Here is a 12,595-nt window from a genome sequence, read left to right on the forward strand (position 1 = left end):
TGAATTATTAAAAGAGCATGGTTTAAATTTGAAAATAAATTTAATCAAATGGATCGTGCCAACAATCATTGGGGTTCTTAATACTCCTTTAGGGATTGCCGCTTCATTAGTAGAAAATTTTTTTATTTCTAAAATTCTTCAAGGTTGGAATCCAAACTTATTTCTTGATGATGTACTTGGGAAAAAGTTAACACAATTGGAGAATAATTTTAAAGTACAAGAGGAAAGGAAATTAATTTTGGAACGTTTCAACGGTATTCAAAGAAATGCCCTTTGTCCTTGCCAAAGCGGCAAAAAATTTAAAAAATGTCATGGAATGAATTAAATAAAAAAACCCGCTCTAAAGCGGGTTTTCTTTTAAAGAAAGATTAAATCAACCAATCAACTTCTTCATCAATTCATGGGCTTGTGCAGCGTTTGCTTCCCCTTTTGCTACTTTCATTACTTGACGAATTAGACTTTAGAATTGACATCTTGCCTATGTAAAAAATAAGGAGTGTTATAACTAATGATCAGGAATTAAAACAACCAATTGGATAATGATTTGAGTACTGTGAATCCAAAAGCGGCAGTTAATAAAAGAAAAAATGCTATAAAAAAGATAAATAAACGTAGAGCATTTCTAATCTTCTCGAAACCAGAGAATTGAGCTAAGTATTCATTAGCTACAGTGGAATATTCTTTAAAATTAAAAGTGAGATATATCGTAAATAATATCGATGTTAAAATTGCATAAACTTGAAAATAATCTAACTCGATTATACTGAAATAAATTCCTAACATAATGAATGATAAAGTACCATTGAGATGGCTATAGTATTCTTTAGCAATTTTCTCCATCTCTAACTTTTTTGTTCTAGATTCTTCTTCATTTTCAATGGGTTCTGAAGTCTCAGACTTGTTTGTATCATTTTCATCTTTTAAACTTTCAATTTCCTCTGATTGGATAGACATGGAGAATTCGATTTCTTCAGATTTAAGTTTCTTATTTGTCATAATTAATTAAAAATAAATATATAGTTAATAAATATTTAATAATTTAGTCTAATACAATCAAAATTTCAAATAGAAAACCCGCTCTAAAGCGGGTTTTCTTTTAAAGAAAGATCAGATCAACCAATCAATTTCTTCATTAATTCATTGACTTGCGCAGGGTTAGCTTTACCTTTCGCAGCCTTCATCACTTGACCAACAAGACCGTTAAAGGCTTTCTCTTTACCAGATTTATACTCTTCAACCATTTTCTCGTTCGCAGCAAGCACTTCTTTAATAATCGCTTCAATTGCGCCTGTATCAGTTTCCTGTTTCAAGCCTTTTTCAGCGATAATCTCGTCTGCAGTTTTGCCTTCTTCCCACATAAAGCCGAACACTTGTTTCGCAATCTTACCGTTAATCGTGTTATCGACAATACGTGCAATCATGCCGCCAAGTTTCTCAGCAGATACAGGAGAATCAGCCAATTCCAAGCCAGCTTTGTTTAAAGCACCTGAGAATTCACCCATCACCCAGTTTGCAGCAATCTTACCTTGTGCAGCACCGCCCGCAGCTTTTACGACTTCTTCATAAAACTCTGACATTTCACGAGTAAGCGTAAGAACGTGCGCATCGTATTCAGTTACACCAAAGTCAGCCACAAAACGTGCACGACGTGCAGCAGGAAGCTCAGGCATGGTCGCTTTAATCGCTTCGATTTGCTCATCTGCAATAATCACAGGCAACAAGTCAGGGTCAGGGAAGTAGCGGTAATCGTTCGCTTCTTCTTTAGAACGCATTGAACGCGTTTCCATTTTCACAGGGTCGAACAAACGTGTTTCTTGGTCAATTGTGCCATCCCATTCCAAGATTTCCATTTGACGTTCAATTTCAACATTGATCGCTTGTTCAATGAAACGGAATGAGTTGAGGTTTTTCAATTCACAACGTGTACCAAACGGCTGACCCGGACGACGTAAAGACACGTTACAGTCGGCACGGAAAGAGCCTTCCGCCATGTTACCGTCAGAGATGCCTAACCAACGCACAAGGGTGTGAATCGCTTTAATGTAAGCAACTGCTTCTTCAACCGAACGCATATCTGGTTCAGATACAATCTCAAGAAGTGGTGTCCCTGCACGGTTTAAGTCGATACCTGACATCCCTTCAAATTGGTCATGAATCGATTTACCTGCATCTTCCTCAAGGTGCGCACGTGTCACGCCAATGCGTTTAACTGTACCATCTTCAAGTTGGATGTCGATATGACCCAAGCCCACAATCGGGTTGTCCATTTGGCTGATTTGGTAGCCTTTTGGAGAGTCAGGGTAGAAATAGTTTTTACGTGCAAATACAGACGCTTGGTCGATGTACGCATCGATACCCAAACCAAAGCGAATCGCAAGATCAACCACTTCTTTATTTAATACAGGCAGTACGCCCGGCATTGCCAAATCAACAAGGCTCGCTTGAGTGTTTGGGTCTTGACCAAATTCAGTTGAAGAACCTGAGAAGATTTTAGATTTAGTCGCAAGTTGAGTGTGAATCTCAATACCAATAACGACTTCCCAACCATCAATCAAATTTGATTTAGGTTTTGCATTGTTCTTCGCCATTATGCATTCTCCTCAGCAATTGCAGCGCGTTTGGTGTGCCAATCAGTTGCTTGTTGGTATTGGTGCACCACAGACAACAATTGAGATTCTGACCAGTAGTTACCAATCAACTGTAAGCCAACAGGTAAATTATTTTGATCAAAACCAACAGGCGCGTTAATCGCAGGAAGACCTGCAAGGTTTACCGCGATGGTATAGATATCGCCCAAGTACATTTCAACTGGAGAAAGGTTTGCACCAATCTTATACGCCGTTGTCGGCGCAGAAGGCGCAGCAATCACGTCAACAGACTCGAATGCTTTTAAGAAATCTTGTTGGATTAAACGACGTACTTTTTGTGCTTTGACGTAGTACGCATCGTAATAACCTGCAGACAGCGCATAAGTACCAATCAAAATACGGCGTTGAACTTCAGCACCAAAACCTTCAGAACGAGAACGTTTGTATAGGTCCATGATGTCTTTTGGATCTTCACAGCGGTAGCCATAACGTACGCCGTCAAAACGTGACAAGTTAGAAGATGCTTCAGCAGGGGCAATCAGGTAATAGGTTGGAACATATGCCTCAGTCATGTTGAGGTCAATTTCAACAAGCGTTGCGCCCATCTCTTCCAATTTTTTTAGAGATTCTTCAACACGTGCTTTAACGTCAGCAGCTAAACCTTCAACATTAAAGTACTGTTTTGGAATACCAATGCGTAATCCTTTTACAGACGTGCCGTTCAAGTTTGCAACGTAGTCATCAGCATCTTTTTGTACAGATGTTGAATCTTTTGCGTCATGTCCTGCCATCACATTCATGAGGTAAGCACAGTCTTCTGCCGAACGTGCCATTGGACCGCCTTGGTCAAGTGATGATGCATAGGCAATCATACCGAAACGTGATACACGACCATAGGTTGGTTTTAAGCCTGTAAGACCACAGAAAGATGCAGGTTGACGGATTGAACCGCCTGTATCTGTACCAGTCGCAAACGGTGCAAGGTCAGCTGCAACTGCCGCAGCCGAACCGCCTGAAGAACCACCCGGAACACGGTCAAGCGCCCAAGGGTTCGCCGTTGCACCAAAGTAAGATGACTCTGATGTAGAGCCCATGGCAAATTCGTCCATGTTCAGTTTACCTAAAGTCACTAGACCCGCAGCTTTACCTTTCGCTACAACGGTTGCGTCGTACGGAGAGATAAAGTTGTCTAGCATTTTAGAACCAGCCGTGGTTTTAATGCCTTGCGTACAGAAAATATCTTTATGTGCAATAGGTAAACCAGTCAAAGTGGTTGCTGTACCTGCTTTGATCGCTGCATCAGCTGCATCAGCTTGAGCCAATGCTTGTTCAGCAGTCACAGTGACATAAGATTTGACTTGCGCATCAATTTTTTCAATACGGTTTAAATAATGTTGCGTCAATTCACGTGAAGAGAATTTAGCATTTGCTAAACCATCGATAAGTTCACGAACCGATAAGCGATGTAAATCTGTCATGAGAAAAATTCTTAACTAAAATTTAAATAGGGCAAAACTGAACAATTATTCAATTACACGTGGAACAAGATACAAACCGTCTTGCACAGCTGGTGCAACGGCTTGATAGTCATCACGATGGTTTTGTTCAGACACAGCGTCTTCACGTAATGGCTGCGGATGGTCAAATGGGCTCTTTAATGGCTCAACACCTTCGGTATCAATGCCTTTCAAGGTTTCCATCATTCCTAAAATTTTATTCAAACTTTGAGCATATTCAGCAGATTGAGTGTCATCCAAAGACAAGCGTGCTAAGTGTGCAATGCTTGAAACGGTTTGTGCATTTAAATCTGCAGATTGCTGAGCATCTGATGCTGACATGCTGTCTCACCTAATCAGTAATAAAAATATTCAAAATATCATGCGTTATAATAAGCGATTGACTTGTCCAAAGCATCACATTTAGTTAAAGTTGCCATCTTACGTCTATATAACGTTGAACTGAGAACGACCCGTGATTCTAAAACGACTAATTGGCTTGTTTTCGCCAGATCTAGCCATAGATTTAGGCACCGCTAATACACTAATTTATGCGCCAGGACGGGGCATTATATTAAATGAACCGACTGTTGTGGCAATTCGTCACAGTGGTTCACAAAAAATAGTTGCCGCTGTTGGCTTGGATGCTAAGCAAATGCTTGGTCGTACCCCTGCGAATATTTCTGCAATTCGTCCAATGAAAGATGGCGTGATTGCGGATTTCGAAGTCACTGAGACCATGTTAAACCAATTTATTGGTAAAGTGCATGAAAAGCGTCTTTTCCCACCAGCGCCACGTGTTGTGGTGTGTGTGCCATGTAAATCAACTTTGGTTGAACGTCGTGCGATTCGTGAGGCTGTATTCAATGCAGGCGCACGTGATGTACGTTTAATCGAAGAGCCAATGGCAGCAGCGATTGGTGCAGGCATGCCAGTTGAGCAAGCATGTGGTTCGATGGTCGTAGACGTAGGTGGTGGTACAACTGAAATTGCAATCATTTCATTGCAAGGTTGTGTCTATGCAGATTCATTGCGCATTGGTGGTGATGTTTTTGACGAACAAATTATTCATTATGTTCGTAAAGCACACGGTTGCGTCATTGGTGAAACAACGGCTGAAACCATTAAGAAAGAAGTGGGTATGGCGCTTCCGGATGAAGATGGCAAAGTGCTAGAAATCGAAGTTCGTGGTCGTAACTTGGCGGAAGGTGTTCCTCGCGCGATTACGGTGACTTCTGATGAAATTACTCAAGCAATCACTGATCCATTGCAAAGCATTGTCTCTGCAGTGAAATCTGCGCTTGAACAAACACCTCCTGAGTTGTCATCAGATATCGCGGAGCGCGGTATTGTATTGACTGGTGGTGGTGCGTTATTACGTAACTTAGACAAGTTATTGTCACAAGAAACAGGTTTGCCAGTAGTAGTTGCTGAAGATCCACTTTCTTGCGTAACACGTGGTGGTGGTAAAGTCTTAGAACTCTTTGACAACCCGAACCATGACATGCTGTTTGTTGGTTAATTTTCTGTAATTTAATTTAAGGACGAGGCGGTGCAACCGAATCTGTTTTCAAGACAACCGCCATCTTTTCGCTCTTTCATCATTGCAGTCATCGTGTGTTTGTTCGTGTTAATGTTTAATTGGCGTGCTCCACACTTGATTCAACCAGCAAGAGATGTCTTGTACGCGGCATACAATCCCATTTATGCCATTGCAAGTTATCCCGTTTTATCGAAAGAATGGCTCAGTCAACAAACCAAGTCTGAAGCGCAACTGCGTCGTGAGAATACTGCGATGCAGGCAGAGCTGCTTCAGGCTCAGGTTCGCCTTCAAAAACTCTCAGAACTCTCCGCTGAAAATACGCGCTTACGTGGATTATTGGATACGCCTTTGATCATTGACGGTCGTATGGAAATCTCTGAGGTGATCGGCACAGATGCTGATCCGTTACGTCATATCATTATCATTAACCGAGGTGCTGCGAGCCAACTGCGTGTCGGGCAAACGGTGTTGGATGATAACGGTATCATGGGGCAGATCATCAATGTTTATCCGCACAGTAGCCGTGTCATGTTATTGTCAGATAAAGAACACTCCCTATCGGTACGTCTTGAAAACTCTGGGATGCGTGCCATTGTGTCAGGCACTGGTGATTTAGGTCGTTTGAAAATGGAATATGTACCGACCAGCGCTAACGTCAAAGTCGGGGACAAGGTGTATAGTTCAGGTTTAGGACAACATTTTCCTGCGGGTTATTTGGTCGGAACAGTGTCCAAAGTTAAACGTGAAAATACCGGTGAGTTTGCGCAGATAGACGTGAAACCTGCAGCTCAATTGGCAGGTGGACACCATGTGGTGGTACTGTTCTCAGACTCATTAGCCATGGAGCAACCTCATGCTCAGCGCTAAAAAAATATCGTCAGTTAAAACACGTGATCCTCTATGGATCATCGTGCTTTCAATCATTATTGGTTCAGTGTTGGTGGTGTATCCTCTGTCTTATACATTGGCAGGATGGCGACCGTTGATCATGCTGATGATTACGGTGTATTGGATCTTGCTTCAACCGACATGGTGTGGCGTTTGGTTTGCTTTTGCAGTCGGATTATTTACAGATTTACTGCTTGATGCACCCCTTGGATTACATGCGTTAAGCTTCGTTTTACAAACATTTAGCATCCGTTGGTTTGTGCGTGAACGCCGTTTAATGACGTTTGGAAATACTTGGGCAATCGCTAGTGTTGCTATATTGGCACATTTGATTTACGTCCTTTTTGCACAAATTATTTCCGATATGCAATTTTCGATAACTCGTCATTGGCAGCCACTAATGAGCAGTATTTTAACTTGGCCCATCTTGTATTATTTGCTTAGAAAATGGCGAATTTAATCCTGGCGTCGAGCTCGCCTCGGCGTAAAGAACTGCTTGCACAGCTTGGACTTAAATTTGATATTTTTAGTCCAGAAATCGATGAGTCTGTACATGATGGTGAGCAAGCACATGATTATGTTCGACGTTTGGCAGAACAAAAAGCTCAGGTTGTTTTAGCACAATTTCCAGATGCGGTGGTCATTGCTGCAGATACAAGCCTCAGTTTAGATGGGCAAATTATTGGCAAACCTGACTCGAAGCAACATGCGTTTGAAATTTGGCAATCCTTGTCAGGGCGTCAGCATGAAGTTCTCAGTGGCCTTTGTGTGGCTTCACAACATAAAACAATAAGTACGGTAGTGAGCACAAAGGTTGATTTTCAATCACTCAGTCATCATGATATGGAAGAATATTGGTCAACTGGGGAACCTGTAGGAAAAGCAGGGGCTTACGCAATACAAGGAATCGCCGCAAAGTTCGTTCCTCGTATTGAAGGTAGCTACACCAATGTGGTGGGTTTACCTTTACATGAAACATCACAGTTACTGAATCAAATATTGAAAAGTGGTTAAGGCACTAAATTAACCTTTTAAAAAATTTTTATAATGTTTTGAGTGTTTTTTATGTCTGACGAGTTGTTGATTAACGTCACACCAATGGAGTGTCGGGTGGCGTTAGTTGAAAATGGGACGGTCAACGAACTATTTGTTGAACGCAACGCTAAACGTGGTTTAGTCGGGAATATTTATAAAGCCAAAGTTGTACGTGTATTGCCTGGTATGCAAGCGGCATTTGTAGACATTGGCTTATCTCGTACTGCTTTTTTACATATCAATGACATGATTTGGCCTCGTAATCAACCGACGCCAAATGTATTTGATCTTCTGCAACCGGGTCAGATTCTGACAGTGCAGGTGATGAAAGATATGTTAGGCACGAAAGGTGCGCGTTTAAGTACTGATCTTTCCATTCCTTCTCGCTATTTGGTAATGATGCCTTATGGACATCATACTGGCGTGTCTCAGCGAATCGAATCAGAAGAAGAGCGTGATCGTTTACGTTCGATCATTGAGCGGATTCAAGCTGAACATAAGTTACCCGGTTCTGTCATTGTGCGAACTGCAGCAGAGGGGATCGAAGAAGCCGCTATTGCGCAAGATATGGCGTATTTGGCAAAACTTTGGGAATTTATTCAGCGCAAACAAAAAAGTGTCGTGGTTCCATCACTTATTTTTGAAGAGCTGCCACTTCCTCAACGCATCATCCGTGATCTTGCAAATGAAGATACGGTAAAAATTCAAGTCGATTCAAGAGAAGTGTTTGGCAAGCTACAAGAGTTCGTGGCTGAGTTTGTACCAAATATGGTTGATCGTCTGAAACACTACCCCGGTGAGTGTCCGATATTCGACTTATACAATGTTGAAACAGATATTCAAAAAGCATTGCAAACACGTGTTGCTTTAAAGTCTGGTGGTTATCTCATGATTGATCAGACGGAAGCTATGACCACTATTGACGTCAATACAGGCTCATATGTAGGTGGACGCTCTCTTGAGGACACCGTCTTTAAGACCAACATGGAAGCGACACAAGTCATTGTGCGTCAACTCAGACTGCGCAACTTAGGTGGAATTATCATTATTGACTTCATTGATATGCAAGAGGCCTCACACCGTGATGAAGTGCTTAAGCAATTTGAAAAAGTCTTAGAACGTGACCATGCAAAAACTAAAATCACCCAAGTGTCTGAGCTTGGCTTAGTAGAAATGACGCGTAAACGGACGCGTGAATCACTTGAGCATTTGTTATGTGAGTCTTGTCCAACGTGTCAGGGACGTGGTTATGTAAAAAGTGCCGAGACTGTTTGTTACGAAATCTTTCGAGAGATATTAAGATATGCTCGAGATTTTGAGTCTCAGACTGACTTTACTGTCGTTGCGCATCCATCGGTTGTGGATCGATTATTAACCGTAGAAGCCGCGGCCGTCTCTGATTTAGAGCATTTTGTGAAACGTGTCATTAAGTTCCAAGTCGAAAATTTATACACGCAAGAGCAATACGATATCATTTTGAATTGAAATTGTAACAGAATATCGTTAAACACTTGTTACAACTGAGATTTTACATTCGATCTCGATTTCTCAATACTTAAGAAATCAAATCGAATAGCCAAAGACAGCGATGTTGTCTTAGCAAAGTGAGGTCAAAGTGGGTATGAATTTAACGGAACAATTAGCGGGTAGTCATCGTCAAATTGTGGATTCAAACAAAAGCGCTTGCTTGATGCTCAATGATCAAGGTCAAGAAGTTCGAGTTACACAAGCGATGGTCGTTTCTCTCTGTCAGCAATTAATCAAGCAGTGTCGTAATATTAAAAATTAAGGGGCCTTTTTAAAGCCCCTTAATTTTTTTGTAAATATCGAAATATACAGCCTTAAGCTGGTTTTTCATTTGCAATTTCTATATCCGCTACTACTTGTTTCTTTGCTGCACTACGCTTAGTAGCCTTTTTCATAATCTGCGGTTTTTCATCTTCAGGTAGACCCACAATTTTTTCAAATCGTTGAATCTCATCTTCTAAATGGGTCAATAAATTTTGCATCTTAGGCAAAGCATTTCGACATGCGGTTAAACCGACTTCTAATTTATCCATATAACTGGTCATTGTGATATTCAACGCTTGACCATCAAGTACGATAGAAGCAGGGTAAAGTGCGTCCAAACGTGCTCCGTTCCAATATAGCGGCTCTTTAGGTCCTGGTACGTTAGAAATAACGAGGTTAAATGCCTGACGTTTAGGTGCTAAACCAGAGATGATATTTAAACCTGCAGGACCATATACGAAGGCACTATAGTTGAGAATCTGATCTGAAGTCATGCGTTTGAATTTTTGTTTCGCATTCATTACGCTACGACGAATAAGATCGAGTCGTTCTAATGGATCGGCTTTATGTGTCGCTAAGTTCGCCAGAATCATCGTAATACGATTTGACATATCAGAATCATCCGTACGAACGGAGACAGGAACCATAGCGATTAATGGTTTTTCTGGTAAAGCACTTTGACTGATTAAATATTCACGTAAAGCACCAGAACAAATCGCAAGCACAATATCGTTAATGGTCACACCCAGTGATTTTGAAATATGGTTGAGACGCTTAAACTCATATGACTGAGCAGCGAAACGACGTGATGAGCTGACTTTTTGATTCAGAATACTACTTGGGGCTTGAAAACTTGATACATAGTCCGGATTACGTCCCATATCTTTAAAGACAGTTTCAGACAGCACTTTGAATACACCCGGTGTAGACTGCACTTGACCTTTCAAATTAGACAATATTTGTTTTGCACGGCTTACTTTAGGTGTTTTAAGTCGCTTAGCACGCGGACCTTCGACACACCATGGCGGAACGATACTTCTTGCATTTGGATCATGAGAGAGTGATTTTTCAATTAAACGCATGCCTGCAATACCATCGACCATCCCATGATGTATTTTGAAATACATGGCGAAACGATTGCCTTCAATGCCCTCAATGATATGACACATCCATAATGGCTTAGCTCGATCAATTAATGAACTGTGCTCTTGGGAAATGTAGGTGAGTAGCTCACGAATACGACCAGGATGTGGTAGAGCAATATGTCTGAAGTGATGATCAAGATCGAATTCAGTGTCTGTGTCCCAAAACAGTCCGTTTAATTTATTATTAAACGGTGGAATTGGAATAGATTTTGAGTTGCGAATATCTGCCACTAAATCTTGAATAAAGGTTGGTGGCGCATCTTCTGGAATTTCAAATAAAAATAATCCGCCAACATGCATGGGCTGTTGTCTTTTTTCCAAAGATAAGAAAATAAAATCAAGCGGGTGTAATGGGCGCATAGTCTAGGTTTGCCTCACTGCAAATTTCTAAAATTGTTTTTTAGAATTATCAATCCAAGAGATCAGTATAGACGTATTTGTTGGAGGGGGCATAAATTTTTTTAATGAATGGTCAGTACAAAAAAGCCACTTTAAATCAGTGGCTTAAAACTTTGTGAGACAGTTTTTACTTTTTTAAATTACCTGAATGTAAACCACATTCTTTATGCGTTGCTTCTTCCCACCACCAACGACCTTCACGCTCGTGCTGATTTGGAAGTACTGGACGCGTGCATGGTTCACATCCAATTGAAATAAAACCTTTTTCATGCAATGGATTATATGGAATTTCCATCATGCGAATATAATTCCAAACGTCAGCACTCGTCCAATTCGCTAAAGGGTTGTATTTAATGAGTTGTTTACCTTCACCTGAAAAACCTAGATCAGCTTGAATCACTGGAATTTCAGTACGTGTACCCGGACTTTGATCTTTACGTTGACCCGTGATCCAACCATCAAGTGTTGCTAACTTTTTACGAAGAGGTTGAACCTTACGGATACCACAACACTCTTTATGATCATCTTGATAAAAGCTAAACAGTCCTTTTTCGTTGACCAGATTCTGAACAGCTTCAGCTTCAGGGAAACATATTTCAATATTGATATTATAGTGCTTACGAACAGTCTCAATAAATTGATAAGTTTCTGAATGCAAGCGACCTGTATCAAGACTAAACACGCGAAAAGGTTTACCTAAATTTGCAGCCATATCAATCAATACAACATCTTCAGCACCTGAAAATGAAATGGCAATTTCACCTGTTTGATTTAAAGCTAAGGCTATAATTTCCGAAGGGGATTTATCTTCATACTCTGATGCAAGTGCATCAATTAAATCTATGCTTGGAATGGTAGTCATGAGAATCCTGGCGATATAGGCTTGGAAACAACAAGTCCTATATTAAAATATTTGATGTATATTTTAGTTGAATTCAGAGATTTATCTTATGAAATAAAAATAAATACTTATGAATAAAATAGATTTAAAAAATTACATCGAAATTCAACAATCTTCGGCTATGATATTGCAAATTTTATTAATGCTGAGGGCAGTATCATGGAAATCGTTTGTCTAGATCTTGAAGGCGTTTTGGTTCCTGAAATTTGGATTAATTTTGCAAAAAAAACAGGAATTAAAGAGCTTGAAGCAACAACTCGAGATATTCCAGACTACGATGTGCTCATGACTCAGCGTTTAAATATTCTTAAACAGCATGGTTTAGGTTTAAATGACATTCAAGCTGTTATTGCAGATATGGGGCCGTTTGAAGGCGCTAAGGAGTTTGTCGAGTGGGTACGTACTCATTTCCAACTCATCATTTTATCAGACACATTCTATGAATTTGCTCATCCATTGATGAAGCAGTTAGGTTGGCCTACGATTTTCTGTCACAAATTAGAAACTGACGAAAATGGTATGATTACAAATTATAAACTACGTCAACCTGATCAAAAACGTAAAGCAGTGCAAGCTTTACACGGTTTAAATTTCCGTGTAATTGCTGCTGGCGACTCGTACAACGATACTACGATGCTCGGTGAAGCAGATCAAGGTTTCTTATTTGATGCGCCGGATAATGTAATTGCAGAATTCCCACAATTTCCTGCGATTAATGGTTATGCTGCATTGAAAGAAGCGATCCGCAACGCTTCTGTACGTGATATTCCAGCCTAAGTTATTACTTTGAAAAAAGGACGCTTTAGCGC

The 12,595-nt window shown here is 40.6% G+C and carries 14 protein-coding genes; 8 read left to right on the top strand and 6 right to left on the bottom strand.

The annotated features are described in order from the left end of the window. Nucleotides 1-325 (top strand): SEC-C metal-binding domain-containing protein (locus tag CL42_RS13825; RefSeq protein WP_035269780.1); only part of this gene is annotated, 325 nt, incomplete at its 5' end. Nucleotides 326-519: 194 nt separating this feature from the next. On the opposite strand, the gene CL42_RS13830 is transcribed toward CL42_RS13825, so the two are convergent. The 4 genes from CL42_RS13830 to gatC all read right to left on the bottom strand — a co-directional run bounded on the left by CL42_RS13830 (nt 520) and on the right by gatC (nt 4,426). Then, nucleotides 520-954 carry a hypothetical protein gene (locus tag CL42_RS13830; RefSeq protein WP_035269782.1) on the bottom strand — a complete coding sequence of 145 codons (435 nt, stop codon included), beginning with the start codon at nt 952-954 and terminating at the stop codon, nt 520-522. Nucleotides 955-1,112: 158 nt separating this feature from the next. Then, the gene (gatB, locus tag CL42_RS13835; protein WP_035269785.1) at nt 1,113-2,588 is read right to left on the bottom strand and encodes an Asp-tRNA(Asn)/Glu-tRNA(Gln) amidotransferase subunit GatB; all 1,476 of its coding nucleotides are present in this window, start codon (nt 2,586-2,588) and stop codon (nt 1,113-1,115) included. Continuing rightward, nucleotides 2,588-4,066, bottom strand: coding sequence for an Asp-tRNA(Asn)/Glu-tRNA(Gln) amidotransferase subunit GatA (gatA, locus tag CL42_RS13840; protein WP_035269788.1), 1,479 nt, complete (start codon nt 4,064-4,066; stop codon nt 2,588-2,590). The genes gatB and gatA overlap by 1 nt, the downstream gene beginning before the upstream one ends. A 45-nt stretch (nt 4,067-4,111) precedes the next feature. After that, complete coding sequence (gatC, locus tag CL42_RS13845) at nt 4,112-4,426, bottom strand: Asp-tRNA(Asn)/Glu-tRNA(Gln) amidotransferase subunit GatC (RefSeq protein WP_035269791.1); 315 nt, start codon at nt 4,424-4,426, stop codon at nt 4,112-4,114. Between the two features lie 133 nt (nt 4,427-4,559). On the opposite strand from gatC, the gene CL42_RS13850 reads away from it, so the two are divergent. From CL42_RS13850 to CL42_RS17285, 6 genes are all read left to right on the top strand, one after another. Beyond that, on the top strand, nt 4,560-5,606 hold the full coding sequence (locus CL42_RS13850) for a rod shape-determining protein (protein ID WP_035269793.1): 1,047 nt from the start codon (nt 4,560-4,562) through the stop codon (nt 5,604-5,606). Nucleotides 5,607-5,636: 30 nt separating this feature from the next. After that, nucleotides 5,637-6,494: a rod shape-determining protein MreC gene (gene mreC / locus CL42_RS13855; protein WP_035269796.1), complete on the top strand. Its 858-nt coding sequence runs from the start codon at nt 5,637-5,639 to the stop codon at nt 6,492-6,494. Continuing rightward, entirely contained in the window at nt 6,481-6,975 is a 495-nt protein-coding gene (gene mreD / locus CL42_RS13860; protein ID WP_035269799.1) for a rod shape-determining protein MreD, read from the top strand. The genes mreC and mreD overlap by 14 nt, the downstream gene beginning before the upstream one ends. Beyond that, nucleotides 6,963-7,529 (top strand): Maf family nucleotide pyrophosphatase, encoded by a 567-nt coding sequence (locus tag CL42_RS13865; protein ID WP_035269801.1) that lies wholly within the window; start codon nt 6,963-6,965, stop codon nt 7,527-7,529. The genes mreD and CL42_RS13865 overlap by 13 nt, the downstream gene beginning before the upstream one ends. 51 nt (nt 7,530-7,580) lie before the next feature. Then, complete coding sequence (gene rng, locus CL42_RS13870) at nt 7,581-9,035, top strand: ribonuclease G (RefSeq protein WP_035269804.1); 1,455 nt, start codon at nt 7,581-7,583, stop codon at nt 9,033-9,035. Nucleotides 9,036-9,171: 136 nt separating this feature from the next. Continuing rightward, the gene (locus CL42_RS17285) at nt 9,172-9,339 is read left to right on the top strand and encodes a PA1571 family protein (RefSeq protein WP_171076802.1); all 168 of its coding nucleotides are present in this window, start codon (nt 9,172-9,174) and stop codon (nt 9,337-9,339) included. A gap of 52 nt (nt 9,340-9,391) precedes the next feature. On the opposite strand, the gene CL42_RS13875 is transcribed toward CL42_RS17285, so the two are convergent. Further along, entirely contained in the window at nt 9,392-10,846 is a 1,455-nt protein-coding gene (locus CL42_RS13875) for a WS/DGAT/MGAT family O-acyltransferase (RefSeq protein ID WP_051586630.1), read from the bottom strand. 166 nt (nt 10,847-11,012) lie between these two features. Continuing rightward, on the bottom strand, nt 11,013-11,747 hold the full coding sequence (locus CL42_RS13880) for a phosphoadenylyl-sulfate reductase (protein ID WP_035269807.1): 735 nt from the start codon (nt 11,745-11,747) through the stop codon (nt 11,013-11,015). A 198-nt stretch (nt 11,748-11,945) separates the two neighbouring features. On the opposite strand from CL42_RS13880, the gene thrH reads away from it, so the two are divergent. Next, nucleotides 11,946-12,563: a bifunctional phosphoserine phosphatase/homoserine phosphotransferase ThrH gene (gene thrH, locus CL42_RS13885; RefSeq protein WP_035269809.1), complete on the top strand. Its 618-nt coding sequence runs from the start codon at nt 11,946-11,948 to the stop codon at nt 12,561-12,563. Nucleotides 12,564-12,595: the final 32 nt, after the last annotated feature.

It is taken from the genome of Acinetobacter sp. Ver3, assembly GCF_000632455.1.
Lineage (GTDB): Bacteria > Pseudomonadota > Gammaproteobacteria > Pseudomonadales > Moraxellaceae > Acinetobacter.

Coding starts and splice junctions, on each gene's coding strand:
- gatA (WP_035269788.1), bottom strand. CDS start 4,066: ATGACAGATTTACATCGCTTATCGGTTCGTGAACTTATCGATGGTTTA.
- thrH (WP_035269809.1), top strand. CDS start 11,946: ATGGAAATCGTTTGTCTAGATCTTGAAGGCGTTTTGGTTCCTGAAATT.
- CL42_RS13830 (WP_035269782.1), bottom strand. CDS start 954: ATGTCTATCCAATCAGAGGAAATTGAAAGTTTAAAAGATGAAAATGAT.
- CL42_RS13865 (WP_035269801.1), top strand. CDS start 6,963: ATGGCGAATTTAATCCTGGCGTCGAGCTCGCCTCGGCGTAAAGAACTG.
- rng (WP_035269804.1), top strand. CDS start 7,581: ATGTCTGACGAGTTGTTGATTAACGTCACACCAATGGAGTGTCGGGTG.
- mreD (WP_035269799.1), top strand. CDS start 6,481: ATGCTCAGCGCTAAAAAAATATCGTCAGTTAAAACACGTGATCCTCTA.
- CL42_RS17285 (WP_171076802.1), top strand. CDS start 9,172: ATGAATTTAACGGAACAATTAGCGGGTAGTCATCGTCAAATTGTGGAT.
- CL42_RS13875 (WP_051586630.1), bottom strand. CDS start 10,846: ATGCGCCCATTACACCCGCTTGATTTTATTTTCTTATCTTTGGAAAAA.
- gatC (WP_035269791.1), bottom strand. CDS start 4,426: ATGTCAGCATCAGATGCTCAGCAATCTGCAGATTTAAATGCACAAACC.
- gatB (WP_035269785.1), bottom strand. CDS start 2,588: ATGGCGAAGAACAATGCAAAACCTAAATCAAATTTGATTGATGGTTGG.
- CL42_RS13880 (WP_035269807.1), bottom strand. CDS start 11,747: ATGACTACCATTCCAAGCATAGATTTAATTGATGCACTTGCATCAGAG.